Source organism: Psychroserpens jangbogonensis (assembly GCF_000797465.1).
GTDB lineage: Bacteria > Bacteroidota > Bacteroidia > Flavobacteriales > Flavobacteriaceae > Psychroserpens > Psychroserpens jangbogonensis.
Genome location: NZ_JSWG01000008.1, coordinates 25521 through 41880, shown reverse-complemented (window position 1 = coordinate 41880; position 16360 = coordinate 25521). Strand labels below are relative to the sequence as shown.

The 16360-nt window shown below is 32.3% G+C and carries 16 protein-coding genes; 13 read left to right on the top strand and 3 right to left on the bottom strand.

From position 1 onward, the window contains the following. Positions 1-8: 8 nt before the first annotated feature. A complete protein-coding gene (locus RH81_RS05960; RefSeq protein WP_033958993.1) occupies positions 9-1727 on the top strand; it encodes a porin family protein in 1719 nt (572 codons plus the stop codon). A gap of 87 nt (positions 1728-1814) precedes the next feature. Next, entirely contained in the window at positions 1815-3431 is a 1617-nt protein-coding gene (locus tag RH81_RS05955) for an amidohydrolase (RefSeq protein ID WP_033958992.1), read from the top strand. Here the strand turns inward: RH81_RS05955 and RH81_RS05950 are convergent. Further along, positions 3412-4119, bottom strand: a complete 708-nt coding sequence (locus RH81_RS05950; RefSeq protein ID WP_033958990.1) for a class I SAM-dependent methyltransferase — start codon at positions 4117-4119, stop codon at positions 3412-3414. The genes RH81_RS05955 and RH81_RS05950 overlap by 20 nt on opposite strands. Before the next feature lie 55 nt (positions 4120-4174). Between RH81_RS05950 and RH81_RS05945 the strand changes: the two genes are divergently transcribed. The 5 genes from RH81_RS05945 (at position 4175) to RH81_RS05925 (ending at position 7869) form a co-directional block, all read left to right on the top strand. After that, positions 4175-4669, top strand: coding sequence for a YkgJ family cysteine cluster protein (locus tag RH81_RS05945; protein ID WP_033958986.1), 495 nt, complete (start codon positions 4175-4177; stop codon positions 4667-4669). Between the two features lie 11 nt (positions 4670-4680). Further along, positions 4681-5568 (top strand): hypothetical protein, encoded by an 888-nt coding sequence (locus RH81_RS05940; RefSeq protein ID WP_152604795.1) that lies wholly within the window; start codon positions 4681-4683, stop codon positions 5566-5568. Positions 5569-5573: 5 nt separating this feature from the next. Beyond that, positions 5574-6413, top strand: a complete 840-nt coding sequence (locus RH81_RS05935) for a sterol desaturase family protein (protein ID WP_033958984.1) — start codon at positions 5574-5576, stop codon at positions 6411-6413. 274 nt (positions 6414-6687) lie between these two features. Continuing rightward, positions 6688-7317, top strand: a complete 630-nt coding sequence (locus RH81_RS05930; RefSeq protein ID WP_033958983.1) for a hypothetical protein — start codon at positions 6688-6690, stop codon at positions 7315-7317. 156 nt (positions 7318-7473) lie between these two features. Then, positions 7474-7869 (top strand): hypothetical protein, encoded by a 396-nt coding sequence (locus RH81_RS05925; protein ID WP_033958982.1) that lies wholly within the window; start codon positions 7474-7476, stop codon positions 7867-7869. Between the two features lie 8 nt (positions 7870-7877). Here the strand turns inward: RH81_RS05925 and RH81_RS05920 are convergent, their stop codons facing one another. After that, complete coding sequence (locus RH81_RS05920; protein WP_241478962.1) at positions 7878-9122, bottom strand: exo-beta-N-acetylmuramidase NamZ family protein; 1245 nt, start codon at positions 9120-9122, stop codon at positions 7878-7880. Between the two features lie 21 nt (positions 9123-9143). On the opposite strand from RH81_RS05920, the gene RH81_RS05915 reads away from it, so the two are divergent. Next, positions 9144-10382: an ABC transporter permease gene (locus RH81_RS05915; protein WP_033958979.1), complete on the top strand. Its 1239-nt coding sequence runs from the start codon at positions 9144-9146 to the stop codon at positions 10380-10382. A gap of 67 nt (positions 10383-10449) precedes the next feature. Further along, complete coding sequence (locus tag RH81_RS05910) at positions 10450-11430, top strand: PLP-dependent cysteine synthase family protein (protein WP_033958978.1); 981 nt, start codon at positions 10450-10452, stop codon at positions 11428-11430. Positions 11431-11481: 51 nt separating this feature from the next. On the opposite strand, the gene RH81_RS05905 is transcribed toward RH81_RS05910, so the two are convergent. Beyond that, positions 11482-12009 carry a CIA30 family protein gene (locus tag RH81_RS05905; RefSeq protein ID WP_241478961.1) on the bottom strand — a complete coding sequence of 176 codons (528 nt, stop codon included), beginning with the start codon at positions 12007-12009 and terminating at the stop codon, positions 11482-11484. A 94-nt stretch (positions 12010-12103) separates the two neighbouring features. Between RH81_RS05905 and RH81_RS05900 the strand changes: the two genes are divergently transcribed. From RH81_RS05900 to RH81_RS05885, 4 genes are all read left to right on the top strand, one after another. Beyond that, on the top strand, positions 12104-13375 hold the full coding sequence (locus RH81_RS05900; RefSeq protein ID WP_033958977.1) for a DUF2851 family protein: 1272 nt from the start codon (positions 12104-12106) through the stop codon (positions 13373-13375). Positions 13376-13411: 36 nt separating this feature from the next. After that, positions 13412-13639 (top strand): PspC domain-containing protein, encoded by a 228-nt coding sequence (locus tag RH81_RS05895; protein ID WP_033958976.1) that lies wholly within the window; start codon positions 13412-13414, stop codon positions 13637-13639. 3 nt (positions 13640-13642) lie between these two features. Beyond that, the gene (locus RH81_RS05890; RefSeq protein ID WP_033958975.1) at positions 13643-14662 is read left to right on the top strand and encodes a potassium channel family protein; all 1020 of its coding nucleotides are present in this window, start codon (positions 13643-13645) and stop codon (positions 14660-14662) included. 96 nt (positions 14663-14758) lie between these two features. Continuing rightward, positions 14759-16354 (top strand): alanine/glycine:cation symporter family protein, encoded by a 1596-nt coding sequence (locus RH81_RS05885; RefSeq protein ID WP_033958973.1) that lies wholly within the window; start codon positions 14759-14761, stop codon positions 16352-16354. Positions 16355-16360: the final 6 nt, after the last annotated feature.

Here is a 16360-nt window from a genome sequence, read left to right as displayed (position 1 = left end):
CAAAACATATGCAAAATAGATTTAAATATATTGTTTTAACCATCCTAAGCTTAAACATCTTTGTGTCATTTGCGCAAGAACGTGAAACAGATTCTATAGATGCAGGAACCGTAAATGTTGTAAAACCGTATACGCCAAAAATTTCTGATGCATTTAAAATCAAAGAAACTCCGAGTTTAAACGATTCTACAACAGCTAAGAAAAAAGAAATTAAATACAATATCTTTTCAATTCCTGTGGCTTCAACCTTTACGCCTGCAAAAGGAAAAGCAGCTAAAGTAGATAAAGAAAAGGCGGTTAAGTTATATGATAATTATGCGTCTTTAGGCGTTGGAACATATACTACTATTCTTGGAGAAGTGTATTTAAATCACGCTTTGAGTAGCACAGAACGTGTTGGTGGTTATTTTAGTCATCATTCTTCGGCAGGAGATATTGAAGGTGTAAATTTTGATGATAATTTTTCCGAAACTGGATTGAACGCACATTATAGTCAGAAACTTAGAGACTACGCTTGGAAAGTTGAAGGTGGATTTCAATTACAGAGTTATAATTGGTATGGTCTTCCAGTTCAAGATGTCAATAAATTTGATGTTGATCATTCATTTTATACTGCAAATTTTGGTGGTAATATCAACTTTGAAGATGCCATCATTAATAATGGAAGTGTATTGTATAGACGTTTTGGAGACAATCAAGATTCTGGCGAAAACCGTTTTGTATTAAAATCAGGATTTGATGTTCCAGTAAGCGATGAGCTTATAAATACTGAGGTTACATTCGATTATATTGGAGGCTCATTTGATAGAAATTATTATTTAGATGAAGAATTAAAATATGGTAATTTCAATATTGGAATTGCACCAAGCTACCAAATGAATCAAGATGACTTAACAGTGAATCTAGGAGTTAATTTGCTTTATCTTAACGATACAGAAGCTAGTGAGAGTAAACTTTTTATCTATCCAAATATTACAGCAAGTTATAGGTTAGTTGACGAATTAATGATTGCTTATGGTGGAATTGAAGGCGGTTTGATTCAAAATTCTTACTACGATTTTGCTCAGGAAAATCCATTCGTATCACCAACGCTATTTGTTGCGCCTACAGATCAAACCTACAATGCATCAATCGGACTTAGAGGGAAACTGTCTAATAGTTTAAGCTATAATATTAGCGGACATTATTTAGCGGATTCTAATAGAGCTTTATTTAAAACAAATTCTGTGTTAGGAACAGCTAATGAGAATTACCAATTAGGAAATTCTATGGGAGTTGTTTATGATGATGTTAGTACGTTTTCTATAGCAGGAGAATTAAATGTTGATATCAACCGGAACTTTAAATTGGCATTAAAAGCAGAGTATTTTGGTTATGATACAGATGATGAAGCCGAAGCTTGGAACTTACCAGATATTGAAGCGTCCTTATTTTTAGATTATCAAATCGATGAGAATTGGTTTGCTGGAGCTAACTTGTTTTTTGTAGGTGAACGTAAAGATCAGTTTGCAATTGAGCAGAGTTTCTTTCCAGTTGGTTCACCACAAACGATTACTTTAGATAGTTTCTTTGATGTGAATGCACATGTAGGCTACAAAATTAATGATCAGTTATCAGCGTTTGCAAAAGCGAATAACATCGCTAATCAAGATTATCAACATTGGTTGAATTACCCTGTTCAAGGCATTCAGTTTTTAGCAGGTGCTACATACCAGTTTGATTTTTAAAAACTAGGTATTTTAAATTTTAAAAAAAGCATTCATTCTTATGGAATTGAATGCTTTTTGTATTTTTATAGTCATTAAATTTCAACTATGAAAAAGCTAACCGTCCTTCTTTTTTTAATCATTTGTTTTTCATGTTCTGAAGATAAACAAACCGTAGATACTTTATTTATTAATGCGAATGTCTATACAGTTGATACTGATTTTAGTAAAGCTGAAGCATTTGCAGTTAAAGACGGGAAATTTGTAGCCGTGGGCACGACTAATGAGTTACTATCTAAATATATTTCAAATAACACTATCGATGCTCAGGGCAAAACCGTTGTTCCAGGTCTTATAGATGCACATTGTCATTTTTTAGGTTTAGGTTTTAATCAGCAAGTTGCGAATCTAGTTGGAACAGAAAGCTTTGAAGAGGTTGTGAAACGCGTGTTAGATTTTCAAAATGAGAGGAATCAAGATTATATTTTGGGTAGAGGTTGGGATCAAAATGATTGGGAAGACAAAGTTTTTCCGAATAAAAACCTATTAGATAAATTATTTCCTAATACACCTGTCGTTTTAACTCGTATAGATGGTCATGCTATTTTATGTAATCAAACAGCTTTAGATTTAGGAAATGTTACTGTAAATAGTAAATTTGAAGGAGGTGAAGTTGTAATCGAGAATGGAGAATTGACAGGTATTTTGGTAGACAATGCAGAAATGCTTGTCATGGATTACTGGCCAAAGCCAACTCGAAAAGATAAAGTAGAAGCTTTGTTGACAGCTCAAGATATCTGTTTTGATTTAGGCTTGACAACCGTTGACGATGCAGGATTGAATCAAGAAGCGATTGAGATAATTGATAGTCTACACAAGACTGGAGATCTTAAAATGCGAGTGTATGCCATGGTGTCATTTAGCGAAGAGAATGTTGATTATTACCTCAATAAAGGCACCATTAAAACAGAACGTTTAAATGTGCGATCGTTTAAGTTTTATGCTGATGGCGCTTTAGGTTCAAGAGGAGCGATGTTAAGAGCGCCTTATAGTGATAAACCAAGTCATTTCGGGTTATTGGTTACCGATTTAGAAACCTTTAATAGAAATGCTGAACGAATTGCTAATTCTGATTATCAAATGAATACACATGCCATTGGAGATTCTGCTAATCGTGCTGTACTTCAAATCTATAACAAAGTGTTAGCTGGAAAATCTAATAGACGTTGGAGAGTTGAACATGCTCAAGTTGTGTCTCAAGAAGATTTTGATTTATATAAAAACGTATTGCCATCTATTCAACCAACGCACGCAACAAGTGATATGTATTGGGCTGAAGATCGTTTAGGAAGTGAGCGTGTGAAAGGCGCTTATGCCTACAAACAATTATTAAATGCCTACGGAAAAATCGCTCTTGGAACTGATTTTCCTGTAGAGCAAGTAAGTCCGTTTTTAACGTTTTACGCATCTGTATCTCGACAGGATTTAGAGCAATATCCAGAAGGAGGATTCCAAAAAGAAAATGGTTTAACTAGAGAGGAAACCTTAAAAGGAATGACCATTTGGGCTGCGTATTCTAACTTTGAAGAGAATGAAAAAGGAAGTATAGAAGCTGGTAAATTAGCCGATTTTATAGTGTTGGATAAAGATATTATGTTGGTTGATCAAAATGAAATTCCGAATATTAAAGTCGACCAAACTTTTGTTAATGGCGAGGCGCAGTAATCTTTGCTAAATAATCAAAATGTTCGCCATCGATAACTTTTTCGCATTGTAAACCAATAGTTTCGCAAGCCAGTTGTAAGCGCTCAAAATCGATGTATAGCCATTTTATAGGCGTTTCATTTTCACCTTTATAACTAAGGAAATAATCCAATTCACCATAATAATTAGCATTCGTATCTATCCATAGTCCACCATCTTCATCTTCATACATGTATTGAATATCTGAAGAATCAATGAGTATTTGTCCGCTAGGATTTAATAATGATTTCAAATGCTTTAAGTAAGTTGCAACTTGATCCAAAGTTTGAAAAATACCAGTGCCATTCATGAGTAAAAGAATAGTATCAAAGGTTTCGGTTTCATCCAAAAGAGCTTTCAATTCTACATGTTTAACACCTCTGCTTTTAGCCACTTTTACTGCGCCTTCAGAAATATCAATGGCTTTTACATTTAAATGGTTTTCTTGTAATTGCAAGCTATGGCTTCCAGAACCACAGCCTACATCTAAAATGTTTCCTTTAGCTAATTTCAAAGCCTTTTGTTCGAGCTTAGGCATTTCAGAGAAAGATCTAAATAAATAGGGAAGAGGCAGTTCATCATTACCAGAGATATTTGTTGAGGTGATGAGGTCTTCGGTATAATTATTGTTGTGATAATCACCTAAAGCTTTTCCGAATAAATCTTTCATAGTTTTATTTTCTTGGAGCTTTTTTAAACAGCTCTTAAAGTAGTATTTTTGTTTTATGCAAGACCTAATAAATAATCTTCCAAAGCTCGCCAAAGATAAACATAAGGAAAACAAAACCTTCTTTGCAAAGCTTAAAAAAAAGCCACCTAAGCAATTAGATTATATCATGCAAGATCTTCATGAAGCTGAATTTGAACGTACAGACTGTTTAGAATGCGCTAATTGTTGTAAAACTACTGGGCCATTATTTACAACTAAGGATATTGAGCGAGTTGCAAGACACTTTAAAATGAAGCAAAAGCAATTTATTGAAACCTATTTAAGGTTAGATGAAGAAAATGATTATGTATTGCAATCTGTTCCATGTACTTTTTTAGGTTCAGATAATTATTGCTCAATTTATGAGGTGAGACCAAAGGCATGTCGCGAATTTCCGCATACAGACCGAAAAAAGTTTCAGCAGATATCAAACCTTACATTAAAAAATGTGGCCATTTGTCCAGCAGCATATAATATTGTAGAGGACATGAAACAACGAATTAAAATGTAATAGTATCGTTTATGAAAAAGATCACGCTTATTTGTTTACTTTTTTTTGGATCGTTTTCGGTTTGCCAATCCCAGGAATGGATGACTTCATTAGATGTCGCTAAAAGTCTGGCTTTTGTTCAAGATAAATTACTTTTTGTAATATGGGAGGATACTTCGTTTCAAGAGTATCCTGTGCTCATAAGAAATGAGAAAGGTGTTGCAGTTGTAGATGATTTATTTAGTAATGAATGGATTAATGAAACTGTTTGGGAACATTTTGTACCAGTAATTATTAGTGAGCATAATTACGCAGAATTATATAACGACATAAAGGATAATCGAAACCAAGTTTATATAGATAAATTTAACGATGACTCTATAAAAATCATGGATATTAATGGTAACATTATCAACACTACAGTTACCTATTATGATTATTTGGATATTGTAAAGTTTATCACCAAATATGCGTTGAATACTTCTTTTTTAAAAACAGAATTAACCAATTATAAAGATCAACAAAATTTTAATACAGCATATCGTTTGGCTTCAAAACATATTGATTTTGCTGTCCTTGTTAATGATGATGTTAGACCAGAAATAGTGAAATTATCAAATTACTATTTAAATGAAGCTGAAAGTTTTATTTCAAATGACGATACAGACCCGTTGCGGCAAAAACTCGAACTTCAAAGAATAAAGCAAACTTTGGTTCTTGGCAAAGCCAAAAAAGTTATCAGGCAATTAAAAAGAATTGATATTTCTAAGATTGATGACTCAAACCAAACGCTTGTTGCTTTTTTGTATTTCACTTCTTATGTTATGCTAAAAGATGAAAACAATGCAAGCGTATGGAGAAGTAAAGTTTCTTTAGTAAATTTGAAGAAAGCCAATTTAATTATCAAGAATAATTCCTAATCAATTTGGATACACTCATTAATTATTTCGAAACCATTCCTTCACTTCATAGAAGTATAATTCTAGTTGGAGGACTAACATTTTTCTGGTTACTTGAAGGTTCGTTGCCATTAATGAACTTTAAATACAAGAAATGGAAACACGCATTACCTAATATCTTTTTTACCATTACAACTATAGTTATCAATTTTGGTTTAGCATTTATATTAATTGGAAGTGCTGAATGGGTTAAGGAAAATCAGTTTGGAATTATTAATTGGATACCTAACCTGCCTTTATGGGCTTATGTTTTGCTCGGTGTTTTGCTTTTAGATTTTATTGGAGCATACCTTGCTCATTTTGTAGAACACAAGGTAAAACCGCTTTGGATGGTGCATTTGGTACATCATACCGATCACAATGTCGATACAACAACAGCAAATAGACATCATCCGCTTGAAAGTGTTATTAGATTTGCTTTTACACTTGCAGGCGTCTTTATTGTTGGTACACCTATTGCTATTGTGTTTTTGTACCAGTCTTTATCTTTAGTAGCAACCCAGTTTAGTCATGCTAATATTAAATTGCCAAAAAAAGTAGATGATATATTGAGCTATATTATCGTATCTCCAAATATGCATAAAGTACATCACCATTATAAATTACCATATACAGATAGTAATTATGGGAATATCTTTTCTATTTGGGATAGACTCTTCGGAACTTTTATGAAACTGGACCCTAAATTAATAGTTTACGGTGTTGATACATTTCCTGATGAAGAAGCTAATGGAAAAATTGGAAAACTCCTAAAACAACCTTTTCATAAGTACAGAAAACCAACTACTATTAATTCTTCTGAATAGAATATAATCTATTTGTAATTCGATTAAGTGCTCATTTTTAAGGATTTACGGTCATCATTGGTGCCCTTTAATTTCTTAAAATCATGTAGTTCATCCCTTTTTTTTATCTTTTTTTTTCATTCATCGAATCTTTTTTGGTATTCAACCAAATTCTTGTTATTGATGTTTTTCTACTCATACATTTGAATATAATTACAAACAATCCCTCGATGATGTAAAGTCCTTCACTGAGAGATTGGATTTATTTTTAGTTAACCTTTAAATGACCCAAATCATGAACAAGATTACTACAATTGGTATGCCAATTAACGGCCTCATTGGCCTCGTATTATTTGCACTATTTTTTAGTAGTAGCCTCTCTGCACAAGAGACCTATACTACAATTAGAAAGAATGTGAATCCATTAGCTATCAACTTAAATCATGAGTTGTCAACTACTCAAGATTCGTTGCTTTTAGAAAACAAATTCCTGTTTAAAAGGGTTAGTTTTATAAGTAATCAAGCTGAAAAAGTACTTAACTTTAAGCCAGCGGTTATGAGTACAAAAATTCCTTTAGACGAATTACCATTAGGAAAATATACAGTTATGTTTTATCAGGCAGATAAAATTATTGTGTTTCAAATTGAAAGATTATTACCTTTCGGTCCATTAAAAGGTTTAGAAGCTGATGTTGCTCTCAATGACTCTGAAATTTTATCAGATGATTTTGATGTTGTAGAGTTAGATTATGATACCGCTAATTTAAGTGTTGCATCTAACGGAACTGATTTAGATTATGAAAGTGGAATAGACCATTTTAGAAAAAGCTATAATATTTCGGATGCAAACAGAGACAATATGCAGTCGCGAGCAGATTACAGACGAAATAATCTAAGACCTAATGGAAAGCCTTACGACGACTAATTATAGCCTGAATTTGTAAGAAAATATCCATACTTCGGTTTTATTTACCGTTCATAGGTTTTTTTGTGTGTAAACACTAAAAGAGTTTTAGTTTAGATGTTCGGGATTATAATTAAGCTATTAGTTCATTAACGTTGACGTTAACCACGTTTGTACATGAAAACAGTTTGTGTTATAGTCTTTTTTGTTTTAATAACTTCACCGTTTAACAATCTTCAGGCTCAAAATGATTTTGCCATTCTCGAAAAAAATATCAATATTCGAGCTAAAGGTTTGTCCCATAAATTAAATGCAACTAAAGATACGCTCTTGCTTGAAAGCAATACTTTAATCAAAAAAGTATATGCGGTCAATATGAATTATGAACGAGAAATTGATCTTGCTGTAAGAGAAAAATCAATCAAAATTCCACTAAAATCATTAAGTATCGGGAGGCACGTGTTTGTCGCCGTCCAATCTCCCATGCGAATTGTATTTGTAGTTAAAATACTTAGGGATAATTCTATTTTATTGGCTTTAGATGAGGATAAGTTGGTTTCTAAAAAAGAGTAGATTTATATTCAGTCGTAAATCAAATATTTACTTCGCATTGTTTTAAATTCTGCATGTCCTTTCTCCCAAGAGGCTTTAATGTCATTTTCAGATATACCATTTTCAATTTGTTGTTGTAATTGTTTTGTTCCAGCCAACTTGGTAAAGAAGTCATTAAAGAACTTTTGCTTACCAACAGAATTGTTATAAGCTCTGATTAGGTAATCTAGATTAAGCATGCTTGATGTTTTAAGATCTCTAAGATCTTCACCATAGCAAATCTCACCTTTGTGTTTTGGGTATTTAGCACCTACATTTGGTTGTGGAACGAATTTAAAAGTGTAATCATCTTTATCTAAAAACGGACTTCCATATACTTGAAATTGACCAGAAGTACCACGACCTGCACTTACATTTGTGCCTTCAAAGAAACATAAACTAGGATATAAATTTATAGCAACATCGTTAGGTAAATTAGGTGAAGGTTTTATTGGTAAACTATATGGTTTTTTATGAGTGTAATTCTTAATAGGAATAACTGTTAGTTCACATTTAATTCCGTTTGCTAACCAATATTCTCCATTAATCATTTGTGCATATTCTCCAATAGTCATTCCATGTACAACAGGAATTGGATGCATGCCAACAAAACTTTTATGTGTCATCTCTAAAATTGGTCCATCAATATAATGCCCATTAGGATTAGGTCTGTCTAAAATAAGAATAGGAATTTTGGCTTCAGCACATGCTTCCATGACATAATGCAAAGAAGAAATATAAGTGTAAAATCGAGCACCTACATCTTGAATATCGAATACAATAATATCTAAATCTGCTAATTGCGCTTTTGTTGGTTTTTTGTTTTTTCCGTAGAGAGAGACAATAGGTAACTTAGTTTTTGTGTCAATCCCATCTTTTACAACTTCACCAGCATCAGCGTTACCTCGAAAGCCATGTTCTGGAGCAAATACTTGTTTGACATCTATGTTTAAAGCCAATAAAGAATCTACTACATGTGTATATTGATTATTGTCAGACTTAAAAATCACACTTGTTTGATTTGCAACAATACCAACACGTTTTCCTTTTAATAATGATAAGTATTGGCTCGTATTATTTGCACCTACTAAAATAGTTTCTGTTTTTGAGTCTATAGTCGTTAGCTCACTTTTTTCAGTTTCAGTTGTCTTTGAAATATCATTGGTTTTATTTCCGCAGGAAATCAGAACCAAAACAAGCACAATAATAATTGGGAAAACCCTATTTTTGAACATCTTAAAACGCATATTTAAATTTTGAATTACGAGTTTTTTATAGCTAAACGAATTATTGGTAGTAAATCGTATAAAAGTAGTGTTTCGGCTCCAATAATAAAAATTGGAATCACAGCAATAGCTGTTGGTATAATTGTTATGCTGATTGCTATAGCTACTGGCATTGGACTCCAAAAAAAGGTGCGTGAAAAGGTGATTGCGTTTAATGGTCATTTAACAATCAATAATTACGACAGCAATATTTCAAACGAATCTGAATTTCCAGTTTCGACTACACAGAATTTTTATCCTAATTTCAATACGATTGAAGGAGTTAAACATATCCAAGCAGTTGCTACTAAATTTGGTGTGATAAGAACAGAAACTGATTTTGAAGGAACTGTTCTAAAAGGTGTCGGTCAAGATTATGATTGGTCATATCTCGAAGATTTTTTAGTTGAAGGTAATTTGCCTGACTATTCAAATGAATTGCATAACGAAGTACTTATTTCGAGTTACCTATCTAATCGACTTAACTTTAAAGTAGGAGATTCGTTTCAAATGGTTTTTGGAAAGGAAAACATAGATGAAATTCCATTTATTAGACAATTTAATATCGTTGGTGTTTTTAATTCTGGTTTTCAAGATATCGATAAAACTTTTATGCTTGGTGATATAAGACATGTGCAACGTTTAAATAAGTGGGAGAAAAATCAAATAGGCAATTTTGAAGTGTTTATTAATGATTATAGTAAGCTGAAAGATATGGATGCTAAAATTAGAGCAGCCACACCATCAAACTTAAATACGCAAACCATTGAAGAGAGATATTATACCACGTTTGAATGGATTAAAATTTTCGATAATAATACGTATGGTATTATTGCTATTATGATAATCGTTGCTGGAATTAATATGATTACAGCACTATTGGTTTTAATTTTAGAACGTACTCAAATGATTGGTGTTCTAAAAGCTTTAGGAAGTTCAAATTGGAGTATTAGAAAGATCTTTCTCTACAATGCAACCTATTTAATTTGCTTAGGTTTATTTTGGGGAAACATTATTGGTTTAGGATTATTGTTTATTCAGAAACAATTTAGTTTACTTAAATTTCCAGACCCAGAACAATATTATGTGTCTATTATTCCAGTACATATTGGTTTCGACTATATTATTCTATTAAATATAGGAACGTTTATAGCGTGTTTCTTAATGCTTATGATTCCTTCAATTATCATCACAAAAATCTCTCCAATTAAGGCAATTCGATTTGAATAATTCTTAATTAAAAAAACAATTTTGTTTCCAGTTTAAATATCTATTTTTGCATCGCAAAACAATAACTATGGATTACGCAGAAAATATATTAGGTACCATTGGTAATACACCATTAGTAAAATTAAATAAGCTTACAGCCGAATTACCATGTTTGGTCTTATCAAAGTACGAAACTTTTAATCCAGGGAACTCGGTTAAAGATCGTATGGCCTTAACAATGATTGAAGATGCTGAAGCTGATGGTCGTCTAAAACCAGGCGGAACTATCATAGAAGGAACTTCTGGTAATACAGGAATGGGATTGGCACTTGCTGCTATTGTAAAAGGATACAAATGTATTTTTGTTATGGCAGATAAGCAAAGTAAAGAAAAAGTAGATATTATGCGAGCAGTTGGAGCTGAAGTAATTGTATGCCCTACAGCTGTTGAGCCTGATGATCCGCGTAGTTACTATTCGGTTTCTAAACGTTTAGGTGAAGAAACTCCAAATTCTTGGTACGTAAATCAATATGATAATCCGAGTAATGCAAAAGCACATTATGAAAGTACTGGTCCTGAAATTTGGAAACAAACCGATGGTAAAATAACACACTTTGTAGTTGGTGTTGGTACTGGAGGAACTATTTCTGGTGTTGGAAAATATTTAAAAGAACAGAATCCAAATGTGAAAATTTGGGGAGTTGATACCTACGGAAGTGTATTCAAAAAATATCATGAAACCGGTGTCTTTGATGAAAAGGAAATCTATCCTTATGTCACTGAAGGGATTGGTGAAGATATTCTTCCAAAAAATGTTGATTTTTCTATAATTGATGGATTTACGAAAGTAACCGATAAAGATGCTTGTGTGTATACTCAAAGATTAGCGAAGGAAGAAGGTATGTTTTTAGGGAATTCTGCTGGATCTGCAATAAAAGGTGTGTTGCAATTAAAAGAGCATTTTAAAAAGGACGATGTTGTTGTCGTTTTGTTTCATGACCACGGAAGTCGTTATGTTGGAAAAATGTTCAACGATGAGTGGATGAAAAAAATGGGTTATATTGACTAATAATTACTTTTATAATTTTAAAATAAAGCTTAAACCTATGTTTAGGCTTTATTATTTTAACTCAATGCTATCTATCAATAACTGAAATTCTTGTGGAGTTTTATTTCCTATTAAAAAAGCGATTTCAGATAAGAATTTACCTTCAAAATTTGGCTGATTTAATCGTTTTCCTCTAAAACTAGGGTAAAGTTTTGAAAAAGGTATTTCAATAGTAATCCAGTCTTTGGTTGTTTCAAATTCATAAATATATGAAGCATAATCTCTAGAATTTGTTTTTATTCTAAACTGATAGGTTTTACCATCGCCTTTAATTCGTAATTTAATTTTCGAGTGACCACTAACGTCTTTGGTTTTAAATTGATATCGTACTGATGAAAATCCGCCATTATTCGCTAAAGAGACATTTCCGTAAAACATTCCATGACCTTCATTGTCAATTTTGAATTTTCCGTTAGAGCGTCCACCCACAACGACATCATTTAAAATATACCAATCGTTTGTGTTGCTTTCAGGGGTGAAATTATAAAGTGTCATATTTCCTAGGGTTAAAAGAGTAATTATAATTAATTTAAGATTCATGCTTTTTTCTTTCAAAACACAAAGCTTAACCCAGTTGTAGTCTAAAATTTTCGTTAAACCTTGTTACTTTCGTCTATTTTATTACTTTTATAGAATGAGAGAAAATTTTCTACATTATGTATGGAAACACAAAAAATTTGATATACTCAATATCAAAACAACTCAGCACGAATCTATAGTTTTAGTTTCTGTTGGGAAACATAATCATAATTCTGGTCCTGATTTTTTCAATGCTCAACTTAAAATAGAACAACAGCTTTGGGCAGGAAACGTAGAGATTCATATAAAATCTAGTGATTGGTTTGCACACAACCATGAAGAAGATAAAGCTTATGATAATGTTATTTTACATGTGGTATATGAACATGATACAGATATCTTCAGAAAAGATAATTCCACCATTCCAACATTAGAATTAAAACAATACATCAATGCAGATGTCTTAGAGAATTATCAAAAACTCTTTTCCAACAAATCGAAATGGATTAACTGTGAAGCCGATTTTGCCCAAACAGAAGATTTTATCTTAAATCATTGGCTAGAACGTTTGTACTTCGAGCGTTTAGAACGAAAGTCAAAAACCATTGAAGATTTACTAGACGCTTCTAAAAACAATTGGGAAGCTGTACTTTTTAAAATGCTGACAAAAAATTTCGGACTTAAAGTTAATGGCGATTCCTTTTTTAGTTTAGCCCAGTCCATAGAGTTTTCTGTTGTAAGAAAATCACAGTCAAATCTGCTGTCAATAGAAGCATTATTATTTGGACAAGCAGGATTGCTAGAGAAAGAAATAGAAGAAACATATTATCAAGACTTGAAGGATGAGTATAGCTTTTTAAAGCAAAAATTTCAGTTGTCAAATTCGTTTGTATTGCCCTTGCAGTTTTTTAGGCTTCGTCCACCAAATTTCCCAACGATTCGTTTATCTCAATTAGCATGTTTGTATCATAAACAACACAACTTGTTTTCTAAGCTGTTAGTTTGTGAGACATTAGAAGATTTCTACACGCTTTTTGAAGTGTCAACATCTCAGTATTGGAAAACACATTATACGTTCCAAAAGATATCCAAATCAAGTAAGAAAACAGTAACCAAGGCATTTGTAGACCTGTTGTTGATTAATACGTTAATCCCAATTAAATTTAGTTATGCAAAACATAAAGGAGAAGCTATCAATGAACAACTTATGGAAATTATTAGAGCAATAGATTCTGAGAAAAACTCAATTATAGAAGGTTTTAATAGTTTAAGGAAAGTACCAAAATCAGCTTTAGAGTCTCAGGCATTAGTTCAATTAAAAACGGAATATTGTAATAAGCATCAATGTTTGAAATGTGCGATTGGAAATTCACTTTTAAACAAATAAATTTTTAATATTTTAAACTAAATACTAAATTGCAATATGAAATTTTTCTACCAAATGCTTTATTACTTTCAAAAACGAGGATATTACGTTTGTCAGCGTATTGCCGATCGTTTAGGGATAAGAGCAAAAGTAGTACGTACATCATTTATGTATTTGACTTTTGTTACTTTAGGATTTGGCTTTGCCTTATATCTGTTTTTTGCTTTTTGGATAAAAATAAAAGATGTTGTTTATACTAAACGATCTTCAGTCTTTGACCTATAATATATGAATCCAGTTATAAAATTTTTTAGAACTAAAATTTACACAGCAGTATTTTTACTGTCGTTGCTTTTAGCAATTGGAATTATTGGATTTAAAATCATGTCTGATTATTCTTGGGTAGATTCCGTTTATATGACGGTTATAACGATTACTACTGTTGGTTTTGGAGAAGTCCAGCCTCTAGATGATAATGCAAAAATATTTACAATTTTTTTAATTTTAGCTAGCGTTATAATTTTAGGTTATGCCATTACTGTTATAACAGAATACATATTGAGTAAAAATGATTTAGAAGAAATAAAACATAAAGAGATGCAAAAGAAAATTGATAGTTTTAAAAATCATATCATTATTTGTGGTTTTGGTAGAAATGGTAAGCAGGCAGCACGAAAACTAACGACTTACAACAAACCTTTTGTAATTATTGAAAAGGATAAAGAGGTTATTGAAAAATTTGGAGAAGATGATCTCCCTTTTATTTTTGGAAACGCTAATGAAGATGAAACCTTAATTGAAGCTGGTATCGAGAAAGCAAGCACTTTAATTTCTGCATTGCCTAACGATGCCGATAATTTATTTGTTGTGCTTTCTGCAAGACAAATAAATAAGAACATGAGAATCATTAGTAGAGCATCTCAAGAAACCTCTTATGAAAAACTAAAATTAGCTGGAGCAAATAATGTGATTTTACCAGATAGAATTGGAGGAGACCATATGGCTTCTTTGGTGGTAATACCAGATTTAGTTGAATTTATAGATAATTTAGGTATCGTAGGAGAACGAAATATTAATATAGAAGAAGTTTTAGTTGATAAACTTTATGATACTGATGTTGTGAAAACCATTAGAGATTTAGATCTAAGAAGAAAAACAGGCTGCACTGTTATTGGGTTTAAAAATGGTAAAGGCGAATATCTCGTTAACCCAGAAGCAGATACTCAATTAATAGCTGGCTCCAAAATTATTGTTTTAGGACGTCCTGAGCAGATTCAAAGATTAAACTCTTTATACGATATCAAATAAAGTACATCTCATTTTAACAAGGGATGCTTTATAGAATCATTTTTTTTTAGCATCTTGTAAACCTTATTAAAACTAACTAATTTAAATAATCCTCATATGAAGAAATTTCTTCTTTCACTTTTTGCAATCATTTTACCAATTCTAACATTCGCTCAAGAAGCTAAGGAAATGGGAATCGATGAAAAAATCGATCAAGTTTTTGGAGATGCTACTGGCTGGTTTGTTAGCTTCATCTTTTATAAAATTGATTTTGGTAATGATGTAAAAGTGTTTTGGGTTTTATTCCCTTTAATTTTTGGTGCATTATATTTTACATTTTACTTCAAGTTTATAAATTTTAGAGGATTTTTTAAATCGATTAATATTGTTAGAGGAAAGTATGATGAGTTAGATCATCATGAAACTTTAGTTGCTGCTGGAGATTCAACTCCTGGAGGAGATAGTATAGAAACTATTGCTATAGAAGGACATGTTGGAGAAGTTTCGCACTTTCAAGCTTTAACAGCGGCTTTGTCTGCAACCGTAGGTCTGGGTAATATTGCAGGTGTTGCAATTGCTGTATCTATTGGTGGAGCTGGAGCAACATTTTGGATGATTGTAGCTGGTTTTCTTGGTATGGCCTCAAAATTTGTAGAGTGTACACTAGGTGTGAAATATAGAGATATAGATGAAGACGGTACAGTTTACGGTGGACCAATGTACTACTTAACCAAAGGACTTAAGTCTAAGGGACTTGCCGGTTTAGGAAAAGTCTTAGCAGTTTTATTTGCGATTTTTGTGATTGGAGGTTCATTTGGAGGTGGAAACATGTTTCAGGTTAATCAAGCATTTCAATTAGTAGAGCATATTACAGGTGGAGATGATTCTTTTTTACATGGTAGAGGATGGTTATTTGGTCTAGTAATGGCAATTCTTGTTGGTATAGTAATCATTGGTGGAATTAAGAAAATTGCCAAAGTAACTGATAAGATCGTTCCGTTTATGGTTGTGATTTATGTTGCAGCTTCTTTGTTTGTAATCTTTGCAAATTATGATTTAATTGGTTCGGCTTTTGCTCAAATATGGAATGGCGCTTTTAGTCCTGAAGGGATTGCAGGTGGAGCAGTAGGTGTTTTAGTTCAAGGATTTAAACGTGCTGCGTTTTCTAACGAAGCAGGTATTGGTTCGGCTTCTATTGCGCATTCAGCAGTTAAAACTAAATATGCAGCTAGTGAAGGAATGGTAGCTCTATTAGAACCTTTTATAGATACAGTAGTCGTTTGTACAATGACGGCTTTAGTATTAATAATCACAGGTTTTGTAGATCCATTGAACCCACCAGCTAATGATGCTCAAGCAATTTTATTAACGTCTAGTGCATTTGCTTCGTCAATTTCTTGGTTCCCATATGTATTGACTGTTGCTGTAGTTTTATTCGCTTTTAGTTCTATGATTTCGTGGTCTTACTACGGTTTTCAAGGATGGACTTACCTATTTGGAAGAACAAAAAAGATGGAGTATACTTATAAAGTAATCTTTTGTTTATTCGTTATCGTTGGTGCAGCAGCAAGCTTAGGCTCAGTAATTGATTTTTCTGATGCTATGATTTTCGCTATGATGGTACCCAATATGATTGGTTTAGCAATTTTGGCACCTAAAGTAAAAGAAGAATTGAACAAATATTTGGACGCTATTAAGTCTAGAAAAGTATAAAAAACT